Source organism: Allobosea sp. Root483D1, from assembly GCF_001429505.1.
Taxonomy (GTDB): Bacteria; Pseudomonadota; Alphaproteobacteria; order Rhizobiales; family Beijerinckiaceae; genus Allobosea.
In genome coordinates this window covers 568307-592277 of sequence record NZ_LMJW01000020.1, presented here as the reverse complement: position 1 = coordinate 592277, position 23971 = coordinate 568307, and the positions used below count along the sequence as shown (strand labels likewise).

The 23971-nt window shown below is 66.9% G+C and carries 22 protein-coding genes; 10 read left to right on the top strand and 12 right to left on the bottom strand.

From position 1 onward, the window contains the following. Positions 1-207: 207 nt before the first annotated feature. A complete protein-coding gene (locus tag ASE66_RS21390) occupies positions 208-1944 on the top strand; it encodes a DUF882 domain-containing protein (protein WP_244495007.1) in 1737 nt (578 codons plus the stop codon). Positions 1945-1956: 12 nt separating this feature from the next. Here ASE66_RS21390 and ASE66_RS21385 read toward each other — a convergent pair whose 3' ends face one another. Together ASE66_RS21385 and ASE66_RS21380 are read right to left on the bottom strand one after the other, a co-directional pair. Continuing rightward, the gene (locus ASE66_RS21385; protein WP_057191707.1) at positions 1957-2565 is read right to left on the bottom strand and encodes a glutathione S-transferase family protein; all 609 of its coding nucleotides are present in this window, start codon (positions 2563-2565) and stop codon (positions 1957-1959) included. 78 nt (positions 2566-2643) lie between these two features. After that, on the bottom strand, positions 2644-3624 hold the full coding sequence (locus tag ASE66_RS21380) for a LysR family transcriptional regulator (RefSeq protein ID WP_057191945.1): 981 nt from the start codon (positions 3622-3624) through the stop codon (positions 2644-2646). Between the two features lie 195 nt (positions 3625-3819). Here ASE66_RS21380 and ASE66_RS21375 point away from each other — a divergent pair, with 195 nt between their 5' ends. The 3 genes from ASE66_RS21375 to ASE66_RS21365 all read left to right on the top strand — a co-directional run bounded on the left by ASE66_RS21375 (position 3820) and on the right by ASE66_RS21365 (position 7738). Beyond that, positions 3820-4407 (top strand): nitroreductase family protein, encoded by a 588-nt coding sequence (locus tag ASE66_RS21375; protein ID WP_057191706.1) that lies wholly within the window; start codon positions 3820-3822, stop codon positions 4405-4407. Positions 4408-4719: 312 nt separating this feature from the next. After that, positions 4720-6294: a Re/Si-specific NAD(P)(+) transhydrogenase subunit alpha gene (locus tag ASE66_RS21370; protein WP_057191705.1), complete on the top strand. Its 1575-nt coding sequence runs from the start codon at positions 4720-4722 to the stop codon at positions 6292-6294. 10 nt (positions 6295-6304) lie between these two features. Further along, complete coding sequence (locus tag ASE66_RS21365; protein WP_057191704.1) at positions 6305-7738, top strand: NAD(P)(+) transhydrogenase (Re/Si-specific) subunit beta; 1434 nt, start codon at positions 6305-6307, stop codon at positions 7736-7738. A 74-nt stretch (positions 7739-7812) separates the two neighbouring features. On the opposite strand, the gene ASE66_RS21360 is transcribed toward ASE66_RS21365, so the two are convergent. The 3 genes from ASE66_RS21360 to pcaF are packed head-to-tail and all read right to left on the bottom strand — an operon-like array spanning position 7813 to position 10440. After that, complete coding sequence (locus ASE66_RS21360) at positions 7813-8472, bottom strand: 3-oxoacid CoA-transferase subunit B (protein ID WP_057191703.1); 660 nt, start codon at positions 8470-8472, stop codon at positions 7813-7815. Then, positions 8472-9182, bottom strand: a complete 711-nt coding sequence (locus ASE66_RS21355; RefSeq protein WP_057191702.1) for a CoA transferase subunit A — start codon at positions 9180-9182, stop codon at positions 8472-8474. The genes ASE66_RS21360 and ASE66_RS21355 overlap by 1 nt, the downstream gene beginning before the upstream one ends. Positions 9183-9231: 49 nt before the next feature. Beyond that, positions 9232-10440: a 3-oxoadipyl-CoA thiolase gene (gene pcaF, locus ASE66_RS21350; RefSeq protein ID WP_057191701.1), complete on the bottom strand. Its 1209-nt coding sequence runs from the start codon at positions 10438-10440 to the stop codon at positions 9232-9234. A gap of 185 nt (positions 10441-10625) precedes the next feature. Between pcaF and pcaQ the strand changes: the two genes are divergently transcribed. After that, complete coding sequence (pcaQ, locus tag ASE66_RS21345) at positions 10626-11588, top strand: pca operon transcription factor PcaQ (protein ID WP_082613622.1); 963 nt, start codon at positions 10626-10628, stop codon at positions 11586-11588. A gap of 145 nt (positions 11589-11733) precedes the next feature. Here pcaQ and ASE66_RS21340 read toward each other — a convergent pair whose 3' ends face one another. Both ASE66_RS21340 and ASE66_RS21335 read right to left on the bottom strand, forming a co-directional pair. Then, entirely contained in the window at positions 11734-11976 is a 243-nt protein-coding gene (locus ASE66_RS21340; RefSeq protein WP_057191700.1) for a DUF2312 domain-containing protein, read from the bottom strand. 79 nt (positions 11977-12055) lie between these two features. Beyond that, positions 12056-12841, bottom strand: coding sequence for an N-formylglutamate amidohydrolase (locus tag ASE66_RS21335; RefSeq protein WP_156412278.1), 786 nt, complete (start codon positions 12839-12841; stop codon positions 12056-12058). 236 nt (positions 12842-13077) lie between these two features. On the opposite strand from ASE66_RS21335, the gene ASE66_RS21330 reads away from it, so the two are divergent. The 5 genes from ASE66_RS21330 (at position 13078) to ASE66_RS21310 (ending at position 19069) form a co-directional block, all read left to right on the top strand. After that, entirely contained in the window at positions 13078-14397 is a 1320-nt protein-coding gene (locus tag ASE66_RS21330) for a glycerate kinase (protein WP_057191699.1), read from the top strand. Then, positions 14394-14831: a DUF1036 domain-containing protein gene (locus ASE66_RS21325; RefSeq protein WP_082613621.1), complete on the top strand. Its 438-nt coding sequence runs from the start codon at positions 14394-14396 to the stop codon at positions 14829-14831. Before ASE66_RS21330 ends, ASE66_RS21325 begins: the two co-directional genes overlap by 4 nt. Before the next feature lie 90 nt (positions 14832-14921). Beyond that, a complete protein-coding gene (pyk, locus tag ASE66_RS21320) occupies positions 14922-16361 on the top strand; it encodes a pyruvate kinase (RefSeq protein ID WP_057191697.1) in 1440 nt (479 codons plus the stop codon). A gap of 194 nt (positions 16362-16555) precedes the next feature. After that, positions 16556-17860 (top strand): nicotinate phosphoribosyltransferase, encoded by a 1305-nt coding sequence (gene pncB, locus ASE66_RS21315; RefSeq protein WP_057191696.1) that lies wholly within the window; start codon positions 16556-16558, stop codon positions 17858-17860. A 174-nt stretch (positions 17861-18034) separates the two neighbouring features. Beyond that, on the top strand, positions 18035-19069 hold the full coding sequence (locus tag ASE66_RS21310; RefSeq protein ID WP_156412260.1) for a helix-turn-helix transcriptional regulator: 1035 nt from the start codon (positions 18035-18037) through the stop codon (positions 19067-19069). Positions 19070-19495: 426 nt separating this feature from the next. Here ASE66_RS21310 and ASE66_RS32185 read toward each other — a convergent pair whose 3' ends face one another. The 5 genes from ASE66_RS32185 to ASE66_RS21285 all read right to left on the bottom strand — a co-directional run bounded on the left by ASE66_RS32185 (position 19496) and on the right by ASE66_RS21285 (position 23831). Continuing rightward, positions 19496-19639, bottom strand: coding sequence for a hypothetical protein (locus ASE66_RS32185; RefSeq protein ID WP_156412259.1), 144 nt, complete (start codon positions 19637-19639; stop codon positions 19496-19498). 3 nt (positions 19640-19642) lie between these two features. After that, complete coding sequence (locus tag ASE66_RS21300; protein WP_057191693.1) at positions 19643-21208, bottom strand: autotransporter outer membrane beta-barrel domain-containing protein; 1566 nt, start codon at positions 21206-21208, stop codon at positions 19643-19645. Then, complete coding sequence (locus tag ASE66_RS21295; protein ID WP_057191692.1) at positions 21205-22479, bottom strand: S8 family serine peptidase; 1275 nt, start codon at positions 22477-22479, stop codon at positions 21205-21207. The genes ASE66_RS21300 and ASE66_RS21295 overlap by 4 nt, the downstream gene beginning before the upstream one ends. Before the next feature lie 216 nt (positions 22480-22695). Further along, complete coding sequence (locus tag ASE66_RS21290) at positions 22696-23424, bottom strand: RES family NAD+ phosphorylase (RefSeq protein WP_057191691.1); 729 nt, start codon at positions 23422-23424, stop codon at positions 22696-22698. Beyond that, the gene (locus ASE66_RS21285) at positions 23418-23831 is read right to left on the bottom strand and encodes an MbcA/ParS/Xre antitoxin family protein (protein ID WP_057191690.1); all 414 of its coding nucleotides are present in this window, start codon (positions 23829-23831) and stop codon (positions 23418-23420) included. The genes ASE66_RS21290 and ASE66_RS21285 overlap by 7 nt, the downstream gene beginning before the upstream one ends. Between the last annotated feature and the right edge of the window lie 140 nt (positions 23832-23971).

Genomic DNA, 23971 nt, shown 5'->3' with positions numbered 1-23971 from the left:
CGGTAGCGAGCAATCTTGCTTGCCGGGGTTCCGGCGGGGAGTTGCCTCGCCGGTAACCTCCCGTTAAGCCTTCTCGGCAACTGTTCCTTCACGTTTATCGCTCCGGCTTGCCCGGCGCTTCGAGACGGGTCTGACAGAGTGAGCAGGTCGAAAGCCGAGATCGCAGCACGGCTCCCGCATTCTTTGCGGCGCAGCAAACGTGTCGGCTTGCTCCTGATCGCCAGCGCGAGCCTCCTGGTCCTGGGGGTACGCGGCACGCAGAACGCCGTCGCCAACGGCGACACCCGCACCATCACCGTCAAGCACATGCACACCAAGGAGGAGACGACCGTCACCTTCAAGCGTGACGGCCGCTACGATTCCTCGGGGCTGGAGAAGCTCAACTGGGCGCTGCGCGACTGGCGCACCGATGAGCCGATCCGGATGGATCCGCGCTTGTTCGATATCGCCTGGGAAGTCCATCGCAAGGTCGGCTCCGACCAGCCCTTCCACGTCGTCTCCGCCTATCGCTCGCCCGGCACCAACTCCATGCTGCGCCGGCGCTCGCGCGGCGTCGCCAAGCACAGCCAGCACATGCTCGGCAAGGCGATGGACTTCTACCTGCCGGACACCCCGACCGCCCGCATGCGCGAGACGGCGATGCGGATGCAGCGCGGCGGCGTCGGTTTCTATCCGGGCGCCCATACGCCCTTCGTCCATCTCGACGCCGGCTCCGTCCGCTCCTGGCCGCGCATGACCCGCGATCAGCTCGTGCGCCTCTTCCCCGATGAGCGGACCGTCCATCTACCGGCCGACGGCAAGCCGCTCAGCGGCTACGAGACCGCCAAGGCCGAGATCATGTCCAGCGGTGGCTCAGTGATGGGCTATGCGGCCGGAGATTACGACGAAGGCGCGATCATGGCGTCGAGCGGCGGCGGCAAGAGCTTCTGGGCCGCGCTGTTCGGCGGCGACGACGAGGAAGCCGACGCCCGTCCAGTCCGCGGTCGCGCCGCAGCTCGCCGCGCGCCTGCTCCGCAGCCGACGGTCATGGCCTATGCGGGTGACAGCAATAACGGCGATGGCGGCCGTTTCGCTGTCTTCAACGGGCAGCCTGCCCAGCCCGAGCCTGCCGGCCGCGCCGTTCTGCGCGAGCGCTCGAACCGCGCGACGACGACCACGGCCCAACCGCCGGCGGAAACCCAGGTCGCGGCGCTCGCCCCCGCCGAGGTGGCGCCGCCCGAGCCGCCGAAGCCGAGCCCGATCGCGACCGCGCTACCCGTCGCGCGCCCGAGCGGCCTGACGCCGCCAGTACCGAATCTGCCAGCCGGCTCGCCGCAACTTGCCACCCTGGCGGCAGAGGCCTCGGCGCTGCCGCTACCGGCAGCCGAGCAGAAGCTCATTCTGGCGTCGCTGCCGCCGCGGCGGCCGACCGACTTGCCGGCGGCGGCCCCGGCGCTGGAAACCATCCTGACCGGCCGGTCTGTCTCGGCACCGTTGCCGCCCTCCCGCCCCGTCGAGATTGCAAGCCTGTCGACCGAGGGCCTGCGGCTCAGCGACGAAGCCGAGGACGCCGTGCCCGCCGGCGCCAAGCTGGTCGCGGTCAATCATCCACCGCCGCCGATCCGGCCGCGCCTGCCGGGCGCTGCCCCCGAACGTCCGGCCACGACGCAGATCGCCGCGCAGCCGCGCAGCACCCCGATGGCAGCCGAATACAACGCCGATCGCGCCGGCCTCGATTCGCTCTTCGCCGCGGTCTCGGCGCCGGAGACACCTCCCACCCGCCGCGCGACGGTCGCGACCGCCAAGGCGAAGACCGGCTCGGAGGCCCATGCCAAGGGCTGGGTCGCCGGTGCAAACCCGGCCGCGTCGCTCGGCTTCTCCGCCGCCGAGCCCAGCGATGTCGGCACCAGCGGCTTCAGCGGCCCGGCGGTCAAGGCCCTGCCGACCACCTTCGTCCAGAACTGAGCCGACCCGCTATCACTCTTTGTCGATCGGCCAGGCCTTGAAGACGTCGAGCGCCTCGCAGGCGGCGGCCTGACGCGCCAGCGCCGGCCAGCGTCCCTCCGGGGCGAATTCCGGAATGACGAAACGGCAGAAGCCCCAGGCGATCGCGGCGGCGATGTCGCCGGGCCTGAGTTCCGGCCCTGCTCCGATCTCGCCACGCTCCGCCGCCTGGTCGAGCAGGTCGAGCGCGGTGTGGAGCTGCGACAGGATGCGTTCCTGCCAGTTGTCGTAGCGCTTCTCCTCAGGCCGCTTGCGCTCGTATTCGACCGAGACCGCCTTGTCCGCGGCGACGATGCCGATGCCGGTCAGGCTGAGATCCCTGACCCGCGCCGCCTTGTCGGTCGGCCGCAGCGAGCGGCCAGCGATGTCCTCGAAATGTTGGATGATCAGCAGCGATTCGCTGATCACCGTACCGTCGGCAGCGACCAGCGTCGGCGCCTTGATCAGCGGGTTGATCTTGCGGAACTCCGGCATGTGCCGGAACACCGAGACCGAGCGATGCTCGAAATCGAGGCCGAGCAAGGTCCCGGTGATGGCGGCACGCCGCACATAGGGGCTGTCGAGCATTCCAACCAGCAGCATGGCAATCTCCCGTTGTTGTGGGAGGAACACTGACTGCTGGCGCGCCGCTTGCCACGCCAATTCGCGTGAAGCCTGACTTCACGCCATTTGATGCTCGTCGGCGGGATAGTCCTCGGGAGCCAACTCCCCGGCTGCGATCTTCGCCTGAACGGCGGCCTGGCAGGGGTCCCAGGCAGGGGTGCTGCCGAAGCGCTCCAGCATCAGATCGATCAGCACGCGCACCTTGCCGGACACGTAGGGGCCGGGTGGGCGCACGACGTGCAAGGCGCTCTCGCGCATCGGATAACGCCAGAGGATGTGCTCGACCGTGCCGGCGCGGATCGCGTCGCTGGCGATGAAAGTCGGCAGTACGGCGATCCCCAATCCGGCCTCGGCCCAGCGCAACAGCGTATCGCCATTGTCAGAGCGCAGGCGGCCGGAGGGGCGCACGGAAACCCAGCGCCGGTTCACGCGGAAGCCCCAGTCGACGACGCTGTTGCCGGAATAGATCAGGCATTCGTGGCGGGCGAGATCGAGCGGCGTCTCCGGCCGGCCATGCCGGGCGAAATAGTCCGGGCTGCCGAGCACCGCTCCCTTCACCGGGGCGATGCGGCGCGCGACCAGGGTGGAGTCCTTGAGAGAGCCGATGCGAATCGCCGCGTCGAAGCGCTCACCGATCAGGTCGACCTGACGGTCGCTCGCCTCGACATCGAGCTCCAATCGCGGGTGCCGCTGTGCGAGTTCCGCCAGCACCGGCGCGAGATGCCGGTATCCGAACGAGAGCGGCATCGACAGCCTCAAGCGCCCCGCGACGCCTTCCGATTGCTGCGCCATCGCCTCGCGTGCCTCGGCGAGCTCGGACAGGATGCGTTCGCCCCGCACCTTGAACTCCAGCCCGGCCTCGGTCGCGGCAACGCCGCGCGTCGTGCGGCTGAGCAGACGCGTGCCGAGATCGGCCTCCAGCCGGGCGATGCGGCGGCTGACGATCGACTTCGCCAGGCCGAGGCTATGCGCCGCCCGGCCGAAGCCACCGGCGTCGACGACGGCGACAAAGCTCCTGATATCGTCGATCTCGGACATGAAGCGTTCCTGCAAGCGTTCCTGAATGAGCAACAGATTGGTGCCCAATATGGGCATTCTGGTGCGACAAGTGAACCGCTACCTCTCGCTCATCAAATCCCGCTCTCGCAGGAAGGGCGCCCAAAAGGGGCGCTCCGAGAAAACTCCCGTTTCATCGGCCTGCCGGCGTGACACGCGTTCACAGATGAGGAAGCCATGCTCGACAAGCTCAAGAAGCGCCGTACGCAATATGCCCTCGGCAAGAATCTGCCCATCTCGGAAACGCAGGTCGATGGCCTGATCCGGGAGGCGATCCGCCTGGCGCCCTCCAGCTTCAACTCGCAAAGCTCCCGCGCCGTCATTCTCTTCGGCAGGGAGAGCGACAAGTTCTGGAGCATCGCCAAGGAAGCGCTGCAGGCGGTCGTGCCGGCTGCCGATTTCGCCGCGACAGCCAAGAAGATCGAGAGCTTCGCCAGCGGTGCCGGGACGGTGCTGTTCTACGAGGACCAGGAGCCGGTCAAGGCTCTCCAGGCCAATTTCCCGCTCTACGCGCACAACTTCCCGATCTGGTCGGAGCATTCGACCGGCATGGCGCAGTTGGCGGTGTGGACCACGCTTGCCGATGTCGGCATCGGCGCGAGCCTTCAGCACTACCATCCGCTCGTCGACGCTGAAGTCGCCAAGACCTGGAACATCCCTGCGTCCTGGAAGCTCACGGCGCAGATGCCGTTCGGCTCCAATGAGGCGGCCTTCCCGGAGAAGACCTTCATCGACGACGAGCTCCGGTTCCGCACCCACCGCTGATCGAAATTCGGGCTGAACGGCGCCGCCCAGGCCGGGCTCAAGCTCATCGCCTGAATAAACACTTCGAAGACACAAATGCCGCCCGGGGAACCTCCCCCGGGCGTTTTTTTGCGGATGCGCCCCGATTCCCACCGGAAAGGCCACGCTCTCGTCAGCGCCGCTATCCCGCGGGCGCCGACTCGAGGCCTACCCGCCAGCACCTCGGCGCTTGCAAAGACGCCGCGCCTGTCGGATGCCATAAGGACATGGCTGCACGTTTGGAAGTTGCTCGCTAAGCTGGACGGCCGGGCTCACAGCAGAAGGGGGAGCGTAGTGAAGATCGGTTCGCCTAAGGAAGTCTTCGCGGGAGAGGCGCGTGTCGCCATGACCCCCGACAGTGCGCTGCAACTTCAGAAACTAGGCTATGACTGCCTTATCGAGGCCGGAGCGGGTGTTGCCGCCGGCTTCATCGACGAGGCCTACCGGGCCGTCGGGGTCAAGGTGGTCGACAGCGCCGCGGAGCTCTGGGACGAGGCCGACATCGTCGCCAAGGTGCGTCCGCCCGAGCCGGCGGAGGTCGAGCGGCTCAAGGCCGGCAAGACGCTGATCTCGTTCTTCTATCCGGCGCAGAACAAGGAGCTCATGGAGCTCTGCAAGGACAAGGGCGCCAACGCCATCGCGATGGACATGGTGCCGCGCATCTCGCGCGCCCAGAAGATGGACGCGCTCTCGTCCATGGCCAACATCGCCGGCTATCGCGCGGTGATCGAGGCCGGCAACAATTTCGGCCGCTTCTTCACCGGCCAGATCACGGCGGCGGGCAAGGTGCCGCCGGCCAAGGTGCTGGTGGTCGGCGCGGGTGTCGCCGGCCTTGCTGCCATCGGCACGGCGACCTCGCTCGGCGCGATCACCTATGCCTTCGACGTCCGCCCGGAAGTGGCCGAGCAGATCGAATCGATGGGTGCGCAGTTCGTCTTCCTCGACTTCAAGGGGCAGCAGCAGGACGGCGCCGCCACCGGCGGCTATGCCGCGCCCTCCAGCCCCGAATTCCGCGAAGCGCAGCTCAAGAAGTTCCGCGAGCTCGCGCCGCAGATCGACATCGTCATCACCACCGCGCTGATCCCCGGCCGGGATGCGCCGGTGCTGTGGACCAAGGACATGGTCGAGGCGATGAAGCCCGGCTCGGTCATCGTCGACCTCGCCGCCGAGCGCGGCGGCAATTGCGAGCTGACCAAGCCGGACGAGAAGATCGTGACGCCGAACGGCGTGACGATCGTCGGCTACACCGATTTCCCGAGCCGGATGGCGGCCCAGTCCTCGACGCTCTACGCCACCAACATCCGCCACATGATGACGGATCTGACCCCGGGCAAGGACGGCACGGTCGTCCACAACATGGAGGACGACGTCATCCGCGGCGCGACCGTGGCCTTCGAAGGCGCCGTCACCTTCCCGCCGCCGCCGCCCAAGGTGGCTGCGATCGCGGCGCAGAAGCCGAAGGAGAAGGCCAAGGAGCTGACCCCGGCGGAAAAGCGGGCACGGGAAACCGCCGCCTTCAAGGCGCAGACCCAGTCCCAGTTGATGCTGCTCGGCATCGGCACGGTGCTGATGCTGATCGTCGGCGCCTATGCGCCGGTGAGCTTCATGAGCCATTTCATCGTGTTCGCCCTCGCCTGCTTCGTCGGCTTCCAGGTGATCTGGAACGTGTCGCACTCGCTGCACACGCCGCTGATGGCCGTCACCAACGCGATCTCCGGCATCATCGTGCTCGGTGCCCTCTTGCAGATCGGCTCATCCAGCTGGCTCGTCGTCTTCCTGGCGATGATCTCGGTGCTGATCGCCTCCATCAACATCGTCGGCGGCTTCCTGGTCACGCGCCGGATGCTCGCCATGTTCCAGAAGTCCTGAGGGGGTCGCGGTGAGCATCGGTATCGTTTCAGCGGCTTACATCTCCGCCGCCATCCTGTTCATCCTCTCCCTTGGCGGCCTGTCGAACCAGGAAAGCGCCAAGCGCGCGGTCTGGTACGGCATCGCCGGCATGGCGCTCGCCGTCATCGCCACGGCCTTCGGTCCCGGCAGCGGCAAGCTCTGGCTCGTCATCGTCATGTTCGCCATCGCCGCCGCGATCGGCTGGCAGGTGGCGATGAAGGTGCAGATGACGGAAATGCCGCAGCTGGTCGCGGCGCTGCACTCCTTCGTTGGCCTCGCAGCGGTCCTGATCGGCTTCAACGCCCATATCGAGCTCGGCGTAGTCCAGGCGCTGAGCGCGGCGGCACGCGAGACCCTCACCGGCTTTGCCGGCGTGCTGGCGCACAAGACCGGGGTCGAGATATCAATTCTGAAGGTCGAGGTCTTCCTCGGCGTCTTCATCGGCGCGGTCACCTTCACCGGCTCGATCGTCGCCTTCGGCAAGCTCGCCGGAAAGGTCGACGGCAAGGCCAAGAAGCTGCCCGGCGGCCATATGCTGAACGCCGGCGCCGCCGCGCTCTCGCTGCTGCTGCTGATCCTCTACGTGCAGGGCGCCGGCATCTGGGCGCTGATCCTGATGACGCTGCTCGCCTTCTTCATCGGCTACCATCTGATCATGGGCATCGGCGGCGCCGACATGCCGGTCGTGGTCTCGATGCTGAACAGCTATTCGGGTTGGGCCGCGGCGGCGATCGGCTTCACGCTCGGCAACGATCTCCTGATCGTCGTCGGCGCGCTGGTCGGCTCCTCCGGCGCGATCCTCTCCTACATCATGTGCAAGGCGATGAACCGCTCCTTCATCTCGGTCATCCTCGGCGGCTTCGGCAATACCACCGGGCCGGCCCAGGCGATCGAGGGCGAGCAGATCGCGATCGATGTCGACGGCGTCGCGACCGCGCTGAACGACGCCGACAGCGTCATCATCGTACCGGGCTACGGCATGGCGGTGGCGCAGGCGCAGCAATCGGTCTCCGAGCTGACCCGCAAGCTGCGGGCTGCCGGCAAGGAGGTCCGTTTCGCCATCCATCCGGTCGCCGGCCGCCTGCCGGGCCATATGAACGTGCTGCTCGCCGAGGCGAAGGTCCCCTACGACATCGTTCTGGAAATGGACGAGATCAACCAGGACTTCCCCTCGACGGACGTCGCGATCGTCATCGGCTCCAACGACATCGTCAATCCGGCGGCGCAGGAAGATCCCAACTCGCCGATCGCCGGCATGCCGGTGCTCGAGGTCTGGAAGGCGAAGCAGGTCTTCGTCTCCAAGCGCGGCCAGGGCACCGGCTATTCCGGCATAGAGAACCCGCTCTTCTACAAGGAGAACACGCGGATGTTCTACGGCGACGCCAAGGCCTCGATCGACAAGCTGCTGCCGCAGATCGCCTGAGCCTGCTTGGCAGCAAGGAAAAGCCCGCCCGGCGATGTCGCCGGGCGGGCTTTATTTTTTCTCGAAGGCGCCGTTCAGGCGGCTTGCGCGAGACCAGGCGCGACCGTGAAGGGCGCCGCCGTCTTGGCCTTGACCTCGTCGAGCGTGACGTCCGGCGCCAGCTCGATCAGGGTGAGCCCGCCCTTCACCTTGTCGCAGGCCATGACGCAGAGGTCGGTGACGATCAGGTCGACCACGCCCGCGCCGGTCAGCGGCAGCGAGCAGCGCTCCAGCACCTTGGATTCGCCCGCCTTGTTGGCGTGATCCATCACCACGATGACCTTCTTGACGCCAGCGACGAGATCCATCGCGCCGCCCATGCCCTTCACCATCTTGCCGGGAATGGTCCAGTTGGCGATGTCGCCATTGGCGGCCACTTCCATGGCGCCGAGGATGGTCAGGTCGATATGGCCGCCGCGGATCATCGCGAAGCTATCGGCCGAGGAGAAGAAGCTGGAGCTCGGCAGGAGCGTGATCGTCTGCTTGCCGGCATTGATCAGGTCGGGATCGGCCTCGCCCTCATAAGGGAAGGGGCCGATGCCGAGCAGGCCGTTCTCGGATTGAAGCGTGACGTCCACCCCATCGGGAATGTAGTTCGCCACCAGCGTCGGGATGCCGATGCCGAGATTGACGTAATAGCCGTCCTTCAGCTCCTTGGCCGCGCGGGCGGCCACCTGTTCACGGGTCCAGGCCATCAGGCGGTCTCCCTCTTGCGCTCGGTCAGCTTCTCGATCTTCTTCTCGTTGATCGTGCTCTTGATGACGCGGTCGACATAGATGCCGGGGGTGTGGATCGCCTCCGGATCGAGCGAGCCGGCCGGCACGATCTCCTCGACCTCGGCCACCGTCACCTTGCCGGCGGTCGCCATGTTCGGGTTGAAGTTGCGCGCGGTGCGCCGGTAGACGAGGTTGCCGGCGGTGTCCGCCTTCCACGCCTTGACGATGGCGACATCGGCCCTGAGCCAGGTCTCGCGGACATAGAGCCCACCCTCGAACTCCTCGACCGGCTTGCCCTCGGCGACGACGGTGCCGACGCCCGTCTTGGTGTAGAACGCCGCGATGCCGGCGCCGCCGGCGCGGATGCGCTCGGCCAGCGTGCCCTGGGGGTTGAGTTCGAGTTCAAGCTCGCCGGAGAGGTATTGCTGCTCGAACAGCTTGTTCTCGCCGACATAGGACGCGATCATCTTCTTGATCTGCCGCGTCTCCAGCAGCATCCACAGGCCGAAGCCGTCGGCGCCGGCATTGTTCGAGATCACGGTCAGGTTCTTCACGCCGGACCGGCGGACCTCCGGGATCAGGCTCTCGGGATTACCCGACAGACCGAAGCCGCCCGACATGATCGTCATCCCGTCGAACAGCAGTCCCTCCAGGGCCGCTGCCGGGCCGTCATAGACCTTGCGCGTCATCCGTTTCCTCTCCCGTTACCCGTTGAATTGTGCCGTCGGCCGCTGCCGCTCAGACGTGTTCGAGCCCGATGGCGATGCCCTGGCCGACACCGATGCACATGGTGGCGAGCGCGCGGCGCTTGCCGGTGAGCGAAAGCTCCAGCGCGGCCGTGCCGGCGATACGGGCGCCGGACATGCCGAGCGGATGGCCGAGCGCGATCGCGCCGCCATTCGGATTCACATGGACGCCGTCCTCGGCGATGCCGAGCTCGCGCAGCACGGCGATGCCCTGGCTGGCGAAGGCCTCGTTCAGCTCGATCACGTCGAAATCAGTTGGCTTGAGACCGAGGCGTTCGCAGAGCTTGCGCGTCGCCGGCACCGGGCCTAGGCCCATGACGCGCGGTGCGACGCCGCCGGTTGCACCGCCAAGCACGCGCGCCAGCGGGGTCAGCCCGTATTTCGCCACCGCCTCCTCGGAGGCGACGATCAGCGCCGCAGCGCCGTCATTGACACCCGAGGCATTGCCGGCAGTGACGGTACCGCCCTCCTTGCGGAACGGCGTCGGCAGCTTGGCGAGCTTCTCCAGCGTGGTGTCGCCGCGCGGATGCTCGTCGCTCTCGGCGCGGATCGGATCGCCCTTCCGCTGCGGGATCACGACCGGCACGATCTCCTTGGCCAGGCGGCCGTTCTGCTGCGCCGCGACGGCCTTGAGTTGCGAGCGCAGGGCGAAGGCGTCCTGGTCGGCACGGCTGATCTTGCAGTCGGCGGCGACGTTCTCGCCCGTCTCCGGCATGGAATCGACACCGTATTGCGCCTTCATCAGCGGGTTGATGAAACGCCAGCCGATGGTGGTGTCGTGGATCTCGGCATGGCGCGAGAAGGCGCTGTCGGCCTTGGGCAGGACGAAGGGCGCGCGCGACATGCTCTCGACGCCGCCGGCGATCATCAGCTCGGCCTCGCCTGCCTTGATCGCGCGGGCCGCGGCAATGACCGCGTCCATGCCCGAACCGCAGAGCCGGTTCATCGTAGTGCCGGGCACCTCCTTCGGCAGGCCGGCGAGCAGCAGCGACATGCGCGCGACATTGCGATTGTCCTCGCCCGCCTGGTTGGCGCAGCCGAAGATCACGTCGTCGACCGCACCGAAATCCACACCCGGATGACGCTCGATCAGGGCCTTCAGCGGCACGGCCCCGAGATCGTCTGGCCGCACGGCGGACAGGGAGCCGCCGAAACGGCCGATCGGCGTGCGGACATAGGCGCAGATGAAGGCTTCGCTCATGCGGAAAAACCCTTGTTGTTTCCTCGGATGCATCCGCCGCCGGAGGCGACGAATGCAATTATCTTTTGCCCGGACCGCCAGTGCTGAAGCTGCCGGCGCCTGCTTGCATCGGGAATATGCAGCAGCCAAACTCTTATGTTAAATGAAATCACCGCCCGAGATAATAACCTAGAGGTTATCGAGACATGGTCGAACAGCGCCTGTCGTCGATGGATCGGCGCGTCAAGTTTCGTCACCTCCGCTGCTTCATCGAGGTTGCGCGGCTGAAGAGCGTGGTCAAGGCGGCCTCGGTGCTGCATGTCAGCCAGCCCGCGATCTCCAAGACGGTGCAGGAGCTCGAAGCCCTTCTGGGTGTCGCCCTGTTCGAGCCCAACCGCCGCACCATGCTGCTCACGGGCGCAGGCGAGATCTTCCTGCGCTATGCGAGCGCCAGCGTCACGGCACTGAAGCAGGGGGTCCGGATGGTGGGCGGCGACGAGATGTCCCCCGAGCACGCCTTCACAGTCGGCGCGCTGCCGACGGCGTCGGCCCGCATCCTGCCGGCCGCCATCGCCCATGTGACGCAGCGCTATGAACGCCTCAGGCCGCGGGTCGTGACCGGAGCGAACGATGTGCTGATGGCGCAGCTCCGGCTCGGCGACGTCGATCTCGTCATCGGACGCATGGCCGCACCGGAGACGATGACGGGCTTCAACTTCGAGCACCTGTATTCCGAGCGGATCGCGTTGGTGGTCCGGCCCGGACATCCCCTGCTTCACGCGGATGGATTCGCCCCCGCCGCGATCGCGCAGTATCAGTTGCTGATGCCGCCGCCGGGCTCGGTCATCAGCTCGACGGTCGAACGCTACATGATCGCCAATTCCGTCCAGCCCCGCGCCGGCGCGATCGAGACCGTCTCCGACGCCTTCGCACGCGGCTACCTGCTGCAGACCGATGCGATCTGGTTCATTTCGGAAGGCGTGGTCGCCGAGGATGTCGCCAGGGGCCTGCTGGCCTTGCTGCCGGCCTATACCGAGGACACGCTGGGGCCAGTCGGATTGACGACGCGCGCCGATGCCGTCCTGTCGCTGTCGGCACAGATCTTCATCACGGCTCTGCGGGAAGTCGCCGCGAGTTGGCGCGCGGGAGAGCTGCCCGGCAGATCGTGAGAGCGAGCGCGCAGGGCGACGCCGCTCGAAGCCGCCTTGTTCAGGCGGCGACACCGGAGCCGTCTCTTCGGGCCGCCTGTCGCAAGGGCCCGAGGGACGATTCCGGCTTGAACGCGTACGCTGCGCGAAGGCTCGCGCAGCCTTCTCAGGCGCTCTCGCCGACCGCCTGCAGATAGAGGTCGAGGATCGCCTCTTCCTCCTTGCGCTCGTCGAGGTCACGCTTGCGCAGCGCGACTACCTTGCGCAGGACCTTGACGTCGTAGCCATTGGCCTTGGCCTCGGAATAGACCTCCTTGATGTCGTCGGAGATCGTCTTCTTCTCTTCCTCGAGCCGCTCGATGCGCTGCACGATGCTCTTGAGCTGATCGCCTGCAACCGGATCGTCCATTCTCAAAACCCTTCTTCGGAATTCGGCCGCAGGGGTTCGCAAGGATGAGCGCCGAGGTCAAGCAAGAACGGCTCTGAGTTCACATCTCTCGCGCCGCAGCCAGCGCACCCGGCAGCAGCCGCGCCAGCCTGAGGCCCCAGGCACGGGCCGCATGCGGTTCGCCGATCAGGTCCTGCCTGATCTCGATCAGCGCATCGAGCAGGCCACGCCGCGTCGCATGACGGTCGATCGTGTCGCCCGGCAGGCCGCCATTGTAAGGCTCGTTGTCGCCGACGATCAGGTCGCCCTCCGCCTGCAGCGCCGCGATCAGCGCTCGCGCCAGCCGTCCCTCCCTGTCCCATAGCACCCCGGCCTGCCAGGGCCGTGGCACGCCCTTCCAGAACGGCGTGAAGGAATGCAGCGAAACGATCGCCGGCGGGTGGCCGGCCATGAGCGCCGTCTCGACCGCGGTATCGATCGCCGCGTCATAGGGCGCGTAGTAGCGCGCGATCCGCTCGGCTATGCCAGCCTCGTCGATGCGGGCGTTACCGGGCACGATGGCGCCGTCCGAGATCCGCATCACCAGTGTCGGGTCGTCGCGGCCGCGATTAGGATCGATCAGCAGGCGCGAGAAGTTGCTGAGCACGGCCGGAGCGCCGAGCGCCTGCGCCATGGCGCGCGTCATCTCGGCAGCACCGATATCGTAGGCGATGTGGCGTTCGAGCTGCTGCGGTGGCAGGCCGAGCAGGTTGAGCTCGGGCGGGATCGCGTTCGTCGCATGGTCGCAGAGCAGCAGGATGCCCGTCGCCGGGTCGCCCGCGATGATCTCGACCTCACCGGGCTGCCGAACCGGGATACCGCTCTGCAAGCCCTCGTCCGCGCGCATCATGACCTCGGACTGCATCGTCGCATCGCGGGCGGCGCCCGCTCCGGCGCGACATAGCGCGCTTTCGCGTCGCCCGGAACGGTGGCGCGAAAAGAAACCGTAGCCACTCACCATCCTGGAACATGTCCTGATCGCAAATGCGGTAGTCACTTTTGGAGGACATGCTCTAGTAAGAGGCCGATAAGAGGCTAAGACGAAAGTCGATTGCCAGCAGCAGATTCGCACGAGGAAGACGCTTGGAGCAGCGGCAGGATGTCATCGCGGAGCGGCACCGGACCGCACGCCGGATCTTCGACGCGGCCGTGGCCAGGGCTCACCCTCGGAGCTGGCTCGCCGCGCATCTGCCTCCTCCCCCGCCGAACGGCCGCCTGATCCTGCTCGCCGCGGGCAAGGCCGCCGGCAGCATGACCGTGCTGGCCGAAGCCCATTATCTCGACACGCTGAAGCTGCCGCCCGAACGCTTCATCGGCCATGCTGTCGCCCGCCATGGCTATGAGGCGCAGACCCGTCACATCCCGATGCTGGCCGCGGGCCACCCCGTGCCCGACGAAGGCAGCATCGCCAGCGCGACGCGCGCTCTCGAACTCGCCGCCTCCGCCACCGCCGACGACCTCGTCCTGGTGCTGCTCTCCGGCGGCGGCTCGGCCAATTGGGTCGCGCCAGCCGGCACGCTTGCGCTGGCCGAGAAGCAGACGGTCAACAAGGCGCTGCTGCGCTCCGGTGCGCCGATCGGCGAGATGAACATCGTCCGCAAGCGGCTCTCGCGCATCAAGGGCGGCCGGCTGGCGCTCGCCGCCGCGCCGGCGAGACTACTCACGCTCGCGGTCTCGGACGTGCCGCATGACGATCCCGCAGCGATCGCCTCGGGGCCGACCGTGCCCGATCCGAGCAGCATGGCCGATGCCCGCGCCATCGTCGCGCGCTACGGACTCGTATTGCCACCGGCGGCGCAGGCCCTGCTCGCGGACGACGCCAGCGAGACGCCCAAGCCCGGCGACCCCGCCTTCGCCGGCAGCGAATACCGCATCGTCGCCCGCCCGGCCGACGCCATCGCCGCGGCGGTGAAGGCCGCGGCTGAAGCCGGTTACGAGCCGATCGATCTCGGCCCCGACCTCGAAGGCGAGGCGCGCGACGTCGCAGCCGCTCAGGCAGCCCGTGCCCGGAAGCTCAAGGCCGCCGGTCGCCGCGCCGCATTGATCTCGGGCGGCGAGCTGACCGTCACCATCGCCGGCAATGGCCGCGGCGGTCCGAACCAGGAATTCGCGCTGGCCCTGGCGATCGCGCTCGCCGGCGAGCCCGGCATCGTCGCGCTCTCCGGCGACACAGACGGCACCGATGGCGGCGGCGGCGAGGCAACCGATCCGGCCGGCGCCGTCATCGACGAGACCACGCTGGCGCGCGCCCGCGCTCTTGGCCTCGATCCCGCCCAATCGCTGAGCCAGAACGACTCGACGGGCTTCTTCTCAGCGCTCGGCGATCTATTGCAGACCGGCCCGACCCTGACCAATGTCAATGATTGCCGCGTGATTCTGATTGATCCAAGACACGATACATGAGCCGAAGCGGATTTCTTCTTCCAGCAGCACTCGCGACCGGGCTGCTCCTGGCCGGCGCTAGCCCCGCGCTGGCGGATTTGCGCATGTGCAACACCACCGGCAGCCGCATCGGCGTCGCGCTCGGCTATCGCGATGCGCAGGGCTGGGTCACCGAAGGCTGGTGGAATCTGGCGCCGCGCGCCTGCGAGACCTTGCTGCGCGGCACGCTGGCGGCGCGCTTCTACTACGTCCACGCCGTCGACTACGACAAGGGTGGCGAGTGGACCGGCAAATCCGTCATGTGCACGCGCAACAAGGAGTTCACCATCCGCGGCATCGAGGACTGCCTGGCGCGCGGCTATGAGCGCTCCGGCTTCTTCGAGGTCGACACGGGCGAGCAGAAGGGCTGGACGATCCAGCTCACCGATACGGCCGGCGCGGCGCCGCGCCCATGACTGCGGTGCGGCAATTGGCTTGCTCTATTCGTTTGAATCGGCAAGGCCTGCACTGGGCAGGCATATGTGGTTTTTCAGGGGAATGACGCGATGAGGCGGGAACGGCGGATCAAGATCATCGCGACGCTGGGACCAGCCTCGTCCACTCCTGAGATGTGCGCTGCGCTCTTCAAGGCCGGCGTCGACGTCTTCCGCATCAATATGAGCCATACCCAGCGCGAGGACCTGCCAGCAAAGGTCGCAATGCTGCGCGAGCTGGAGAAGGAGTTCCGCCGGCCGGTCGGCATCCTCGCCGACCTGCAGGGGCCCAAGCTGCGCGTCGGCCAGTTCGGCGGCGATGGCGGCGTGATGCTGGAGAAGGACGCCCGCTTCGTCCTCGATTCCGATCCGGCCCCGGGCAACGCCAAGCGCGTTCACCTGCCCCATCCCGAAATCCTCTCGGCGCTGGAGCCCGGCCATCATCTCATCCTCGACGACGGCAAGATCCGCCTCGTCATCGAAAAGGCCTCGCCGAAGCAGGCCGTGACCAAGGTCATAGTTGGCGGCCGCCTCTCCTCGCGCAAGGGCGTCAGTCTCCCCGACACCACGATCCCGGTCTCGGCCATGACCGACAAGGACCGCTCCGATGCCGAGGCCGCAGCCGAAGCCGGCGTCGACTGGATCGCGGCCTCCTTCGTGCAGCGCCCCGAGGACATGGCGGACCTCCGCAAGATCGTGCGTGGGCGGGCGCTCGCGCTCGCCAAGATCGAGAAGCCGCAGGCCGTGGCCCGGCTCCAGGAAATCATCGAGGCCTCGGACGCGATCATGGTGGCGCGCGGCGATCTCGGCGTCGAAATGCCGATCGAGAAGGTGCCGGGCACGCAGAAGCGCATGACCCGCATGGCGCGGCGCATGGGCAAGCCCGTCGTCGTCGCGACGCAGATGCTCGAGAGCATGATCACCGCGCCGGTGCCGACCCGCGCCGAGGTCTCCGACGTCGCGACTGCCGTGTTCGAGGGCGCCGATGCCGTCATGCTCTCGGCCGAGAGCGCCGCCGGCCAGTACCCGATCGAGGCGGTGACCATGATGAACCGCATCGCCGAGGAGGTGGAGAACGATTCGATCTACCGCTCCATCCTCGAATCGCAGAAGGCCGAACCGGAGGCGACCGGCGCTGACGCGATCGCCAAGGCGGCGCACGAGATCGCCGACGCGCTCAATCTCAAGGCGATCGCTGCCTGGACCTCCTCGGGCTCGACCGCCTTCCGCATTGCCCGCGAGCGCCCGAATTCGACCGTAGTCGCGCTGACGCCGAACGCCGCCACGGCCCGCAGGCTCACTCTGGTCTGGGGCGTCCATTCGGTCGTGACCAAGGACGCCAGCGACGTCGACGACATGGCCTTCCGCGCCTGCAAGTTCGCGGTGCGCGAGGGCTTCGCCGCCGAGGGCGACCGTCTGATCGTCGTCGCCGGTGTCCCGTTCGGCACGCCGGGGGCGACCAACATGGTCCGCATCGCCTTCGTCGCGAAGGAGCATGTCGAGCAGGCGTGAGCCTACCCTATGCGCCGGAGGCGTCATTCTCGGGCGAAGCGAAGTGCAGACCCGAGAATCGCTGGCAGGACAGGGCGCTTTTTCCGGCATCAGATGCTCGGGTCAAGCCCGAGCATGACGGGCAGCCGCCATTCCCCTGCGGCCACCGCTGCTCTACTGCTTGAGCCATCAGCCTCTGCGAGCCAGCGACGCCCATGGCCCTGACCGACATCGCGACAAGGACCTATAATCACAGCTGGCGGCTCGATCCGATCATCCGCAGCCTGCTGGATACCGATTTCTACAAGCTCTTGATGCTGCAGATGATCAGGAGCTTCCATCCGGAGGTGCAGGTCACCTTCGGCCTGATCAATCGCACCAGGCAGATCCGCCTCGCCGAGGTCATCGACGAAGCCGAGCTGCGCGCCCAGCTGGACCATGCCCGCGAACTACGCTTCACCAAGAAGGAGCTGATCTGGCTCGCCGGCAACAGCTTCTACGGCAAGACCCAGATGTTCACGCCGGACTTCATCGCCTGGCTCGCCGAGTTCCGTCTGCCGGAGTACGAGCTGCGCAAGGTCGACGGTCAGTACGAGCTGACCTTCGCCGGCCCCTGGACCCACTCGATGATGTGGGAGATTCCGGCCCTCGCCATCGTCAACGAATTGCGCTCGCGCCAGGCGCTCAAGGCCTGGGATCGCTTCGCGCTCGACGTGCTCTATGCCCGCGCCAAGTCGAAGCTCTGGGACAAGGTCGAGCGGCTGAAGAAGCTGCCGGACCTGCGCATCTCCGATTTCGGCACGCGGCGGCGCCACGGCCATCTCTGGCAGCGCTGGTGCGTCGAGGCGCTGAAGGAAGGCCTGGGGCCGACCTTCACCGGCACCTCCAACGTCCTCCTCGCCATGGAGCACGATCTCGAGGCGATCGGCACCAACGCCCATGAATTGCCGATGGTGCTGGCTGCCCTCGCCGACAGCGACGAGGAGCTGAAGCGCGCGCCCTATCGCGTGCTCGACGAATGGCGCCAGGTCTATGGCGGCAACCTGCTGATCGTGCTGCCGGACGCCTTCGGCACCACAGCCTTTCTCGACGATGCCCCGTCCTGGCTCGCCGACTGGACCGGCTTTCGCCCGGACAGCGCCCCGCCGATCGAGGCCGGCGAGCAGATCATCGCCTGGTGGAAGGCCCAGGAGCGCGATCCCAAGACCAAGCTCCTGATCTTCTCCGACGGCATGGACATCGACTCGATCGAGGAGGCCTACCGGCATTTCCATGGCCGGGTCCGCACCGGCTTCGGCTGGGGCACCAACCTGACCAACGACTTCGTCGGCTGCTCGCCGGTCGGCACGCCCGATCTCGACCCGATCTCGCTGGTCTGCAAGGTCGTCAGCGCCAATGGCCGCCCGGCGGTCAAGCTCTCCGACAACCCCAACAAGGCGACCGGCGATCCGGCCGAGATCGCGCGGTATCTGCGGGTTTTCGGTGGGGCTGACCGGAAGGCGAAGGCGGTGAGGGTCTGAACGGCCCAGCCGCGGGCCGCGCGACGGTTCAAGAGTATCTGAAAGCTGCCATGGACAACCAACATTGTTCAAAGCAGAAAGTAATGTTTCAGGTGATCACTGGCCAGGCGACGGACGATGGTGGACCGGGAAACATTGATAGACCGCATCTACGAGGCGGCTGTCGTCCCTGAATTGTGGCCGGGCGTCCTGCATGACGTTTCGGAACTCGCCGGCTGTTTCGGCGGAATCCTGTTCACGACTGCCGCTCGGCAGATCACGCACTGGACCAGCTCCGACGGCGCGAGAAGCCTGTTCGAGGGGTTTCTTGCAAACCGCGAGGCGCAGGAAGACAACATCCGATTGAAACATGGCATCGCTGCCAAGCATCACGGCTTCTTCGGAAATCATCAGTTGTATGGGCGCGCCGAAATGGAACGGAGCGCCATCTACACGACCTTCTTCTTCCCCCAGGGTCTTGGCTACGCAGCAGGCAGCATCCTGCCCATGCCGAATGGCGACATCGCCGTTTTCGATCTGGAAAGGCGGTTCTCGGACGGACCGGTCTCGGCCGAGGAAATCGCACGGCTGGATGCCATTCGACCACATCTCGCCCGCGCCGCCGCCCTCTCGACCAGGCTGAACCTCGAAAAGGCGCGCGCCGTCGTCGAGGCGCTCGGCCAGGCCGGCATGCCGGCCGCGGTGCTCGGCGCCGGAGATCGGGTCCTGGCCGCGAACCAGGCCCTTCAGGCCCTGTCCCGGCAGATCGTCTTCCTCGCCCACGGCAAGCTCGGCCTGTCCGATCCCGCGAGCAACCAGCTCCTGACGACCACATTGGCCGCTCTGGGCCGGCGCGACAGCACGAGCTCGATCCCCCTGCCTTCGGCCGACGAGGCCGCCGCCGGCGTCCTCCACGTCCTGCCGCTGCCCGGCAATGCGAGGGATGTCTTCAACGGCGCGAAGGCCCTGCTGATCGTCACGCAGCTCGACCGCCCGACCTCCCCCACCGCGGAGCTTCTCACCGGCCTGTTCGACCTGACGCCTTCGGAGGCGAAGGTCGCGCGCTGCCTGTCGGAAGGGCACTCGACCGACGAAGTCGCGGCCGCGCTGGGACTGTCGCGCGAGACCGTCCGCTTCTACCTGAAAGGCGTCTTCGCCAAGACCGGCGTCAGTCGCCAGGTCGACCTGGTGGCCTTGCTGTCCGGCACGGCACTCCCCAACGCCGGATAGCCGAATGCGCCTGCATCCACCTCTCATTTGAGAGGTTTGGACGCAGCCGGGATCGGTAACCATCCCCTGTCATCCACGGCCGGGGGCGTCATGAACGAGTTCCCTCACCGGCTGGGACGACGCTTTCGAGCGGGCCATGGGAGGATCTCGTCATGCATAAGAGGGCATATCAAGCGGTCATCGGCGGAACGGCCGCGCTGGGGCTGACCATGCTTCTCGCCGCCCCTGCCCTGAGCCAGCAGCAAAGGGGGCAGCAGCAAGCGCAGCAACAGCAGATCTACACCTGCGCTGCCATTCACAAGCGCTGCGTGAGCCGCTCTACGGGACGAGAGGTATCTATGTGCGACGGTTACTACGCCCAAGCGAAGAGCGCGGGAATATGGCCTGCGTTTGGGCAGTATCCGGCTGTCCCCTGCAAACGGTGAGCTATGCGACCAGTCCGCCGATCCTGAACACCTTGCCGGTCCCGGCCTCCCGATAGAGGTTCACGCGCTCGCCGTTCCAGTGATAGTCGAGATGCCGGCCCGGGACGGGATTGCCGGCGAGGTCGGGCCAGAACGCCCATTCCAAACGCTACCAGGTGGTGCGCAGTCCGGCCGTGACCGCTTGGGCCGTGGTGTCGCTGTTGAGGCGGACGTCATAGTCCGCGAACAGCGTGAGAGTGCGGCCGGCGCGCGCCGACAGGCCAATGCCGAGCACCGCACTGTCGCGGGCGATCTGCACCCCACTGACCGCGAAGCTCGCTGCAGACGCCCCGATAAAGGCGGTATCGAGTGCCACGGTGTCATCGAGGAATTCGCGTTGCCAGCGACCCCTCGCCTCGAACGCGAAGCGGCCTTCGCCGAGCTCGAACTCCCGCGCCAGCCGCAAACCGATGCTGCCGAGCAGGCTCGAAGCGGATTGCCCAGGTGCCGTCAAGCCAATGCTGCCGGCCCCGGTTTCGCTGAAACCGCCCTGACGCAGGAAGGTGTAGCGTAGCGCCGCCAGCGGCTCGATCGTCGACCACCCGAGATCGACGGCATAACCGGCCTCCAGCGCGCCGGTGAAGCGGTCACCGTCATATTTCGCCTTCGCCTGCCGCGAGAGACCGCCGAAATCGATGCTGCGTTCGGATTCGAGATTGAGGCGACCATAGCCGACGAGGCCATCGAGGCGCAGCTTGCCGCTGGTGAAGCTGCCGTAGAGCGCGCCCTCGTAAGCGTCGATGCTGCCCTTGCCGGAGAACCGACGAAAATCGGTGTCGGTGCTGGCGTAGCCGAAGCTCAATCCAGCCAGGAAGGAGGGCGTGATCTGTCGGTCGAAGCCGCCGATCATGCCGCTCCCGCGATAGGTGGTACTGCCGGCATTGGCATCGCCGCCAAGCCTGCCGCCAAAACCATAGCCGCGTGCCCAGGCATTGTTCGACGCCGGCGTCTGTGAAGGCAGCCGCATCAGCATCGCCGCGGCCGGGTTGGCCGCCAGGCTTGACGTATAGGCGAGCGGTGCATCGGCGAGGCTGGCTCCGGCCTGCCCGGAGCGCAACGCACCGAGGCGCTGTGAGATCATGCCCCCGAACTGGGCAGCCCCGCTCAGGGCCAGAGTGGAGAGGCCGGCATGCACTTCGCCGGAGAGGTTGGCGAGAGCGCCTCGGGCGCCATCTCGCGTGCCGGCCGCCTGCAGCAGGCCGGCGACGTCGCGCAGATCCCGATCCGCGCCGGCCAGGCCGCGCTCGAGCGCGGCTCCGACGGCGCATTGATTGGCCGAGGCGCAAATGCCCGGCGTGTCGAAGGGCAGTGTCCGGATTTCGAGATGGGCCGTGTTCGGCTGATAGCGCAGGCTCGCCTGGAGAAAGGGCGCGCTGCCGTCGCCGAACGGGCCCGCGACACCGGCGAACTGGCCACTGATGCCCTGATCGGCAGTGAGCATCGTCACGGAAAGGGAGCGCGGCAGGAGCTGCGGGCGCCCGCCGAGAGTGACCCAACCGGCGAGACTCGCCGTGCCGGTGATCGCAAGATGGTTCTGACCGCCGGACCAGCCGACCTGCTGGACCAGCAGGCCACCGGCTTCCTGCACATAATTGCCGTCGATGGTGAGGGTACCGATACCGTCCTGGTCGCCGGCCCAGACCGCACCGGCATTGCCGACATTGCCGGTGATCAAGCCAGTGCCGGCCAGCGTGCCCGCAGCCGCAATGCTGGTCGGCGAGGTGTGCTGCCCATCACCGAGAGGAAACCGCCCTCGACCCGTGTGGCGCCGGCATAGGTGCTGTGGCCGGTCAGCACGAGTTCGCCCGCGCCGCGCTTCACCAGCCCGCCTGCGCCGACGATGTCGTTCTCGAAGAAAGCGACACCGCCAGGCTGCTCGACGACGAAATCGCCCCAGTCGAAACGGCCCGGGCCGAGCACCGCTTTGCCGACATCGAGCAGGCCATAGCCGTAGACCTCGTCGACGCCGGGATCGCCGATATCGCGCGCCGTGCCGAGCAAGGTCTGGCGGACCTGGTCGGCGCTGAAGAACGGAAACATCTGCCAGACCAGCGCCGCGGCCCCCGAGACATGTGGCGCAGCAAAGGAAGTGCCGTTCACCTTGGTGTAGCCGCCGTCCTTGTCGGCGACGACGATGGGATCGTCCGGATAGGGATTGGGGAACCACCAGTCGCCGCCGCCGGGTGCCGCCAGGCACCAATTCTTGGCCACGCCGCAACGATTGGTGTAATCGGGCTCGTAGCCCGGCCCGACTGCCGTAACCGCGAGCCAGCCCCGTTCCAATTCGGGAAAGAGGTGAGGCAGGCCGGCCTGGGCGCTCGGTTGATTCAGGCCCTGGTTGGCCGTGCCCCAGATGCTGAGAACGCCTGCAGCGATAGCGCGCTGATAGGCCGTGACACTCGACCCATACTCAGACAGGTAGCTGTCCCGAGTGAATGCCGTAACCGGGCGGTCGTCGCCGTAACTGTTGTTGATGATGCGGACACCGCGCGCCTGCAGATCGGCATAGGCTCTCGCCGCGAACGTACCATCGATGAATAGTCCTTGACTGTCGTCTGCTCCCGCTACGATCAGGATGGCGCCTGGCGCCACGCCGTGCATGCCTTTGCCGTCCCGGTTCGCCGCAATGACCGATGCCACCATGGTTCCGTGGCCGCCTCGGTCAATCGCCTGCGCCGTTTCCGACTGGTAGTCGTAGCCTCCGCCGTACCGGCCGATGAACTCGGAATGCCCGGCGAAGATTCCCGAATCGATGATGCCGACCAGAACACCGGTGCCGTCGACGCCGCGCGCATAGGCATTGGCGGCGCGGATCGTCTCGAGCCCCCATTGCGCCTTGTACTCGGGCGTCCGCCAGCTGTTGGGGTCGGTGAGCAGGCCGGGCGACTGGGCCGCAGCCGGATTGACGAGTGCCGTCGACAGCAGCAGGGCCGCGACGGTAGGCATAGGCAGGATTTTCACGCAGCCCCCGGCGACACGAATGCGAGTCCCTCCCGAGAGCTCGCTTGCGGCACCCTGCCGCGGCGAATCCGCACCGGTCAATACGCAGCACGCGATACCTGATGGCCTATCCGCGCATCATTCGATGCCTCGGAGCAGTCGATGGAATCCTTGCTTCCCGACCAGTGAACGGAAAAGCCGGCTTTCGCTCCATCGCGCTGCCTAAGAGGACGCGACCTCGCTGATACGGAAGACCTTTCCGGTCCCCGCCTCGCGGTAGAGATCGACCCGCTCGCCGTTCCAGTGATAGTCGAGATGCCGGCCCTGGACGGGATTCCCGGCAAGATCGGGCCAGAACAGCCCGGCACACTCCCCGCCCGATCGGCGCACGCTCGGATAGACGACGCCCTCCGACTTGGCGGCACGCAACCTGGCTCCCAACGCCTGGCTAGCTGCATAGTCTTCCGGCCGCAGCAGCGGACTCTCCCCGGCCCGTTCGCCGCGCAGATCGTGCAGGGCGGCATCGACCGACAGCACCAGCTCCCGGAACTGCGAGGTCCAGCCCGGCGCTTCCCTGGTTCGGGCCATGAAGCGGCCATGGTGGTGGATCGTCTCGAACAGCGCCGTCTCGAAGCTCTCGCCGGCATAGAGCACGCCATAGCTGCCGTCGCTGAACCGGCTCGGCCGGTCGCGGCTGACATGGGTGAACGGCGCCATCAACCAGCTCGCGCCCGGTCCCGAGACGCGGCGTGCCGATGGCACCAGATCGAGATTGCCGATCGTCTCCATCAGCCGCGGGTTGGTCTTCATCTCGGCCTGGATCAGCAGCGGCCAGTCGGCCGGATCGGCGATATCCTCGAACAGGTCGATCGGCGGAAAGGCGCTGCGGATGATGCGGACCGCCCCGGGCCAAGCGACCGGCGCGACCGGAAAGTCGCCCGGACTCACCAGAGCCCGCGCTCCGCATCGAGATAGCGCCGCACCCGCATCAGATCAGTAAGCTCGCCGCAGAGCATGACGTCGAGCGCCGATTTGCCGCCGAAGGCCTCGTTGCCCGCCTTGATCCAGGCATAACCGCGCTGCGGCTCGCGGAAGATCAGGCGCAACGCCTTGTGGATGCCCATCAGGTTGGAGAGCCGCGCCCTGGCATCACGATCGATGCGGCCGATCTCTCCCGCCTTCCAGCGCCGATAGCTGCGCACCGGCTGGTCGAGCAGCACCGCGGCGTCCTCGTCAGTCAGCCCCCACACGCGGAACAGGTTCACGGCTGCGCGGAACATCGCCGCGGCCTCCGCTTCGGTGATCGCGGCGGGCGAGAAGGCCGCGGGGGACGTCGGAACCGACGAGAGCTGGCTCATCAGATAATCTCCATTTGGCAGAATATAGATAAAATGCTGCCAAATGGCAAGAGAGAGCGCAAAGGCGCGTCATCGGGCGCAGCGAAGCGGAGACCCGAGAATCTCAGGACGAGAAAGTGTTGATAGGAGCCTCGACCGGC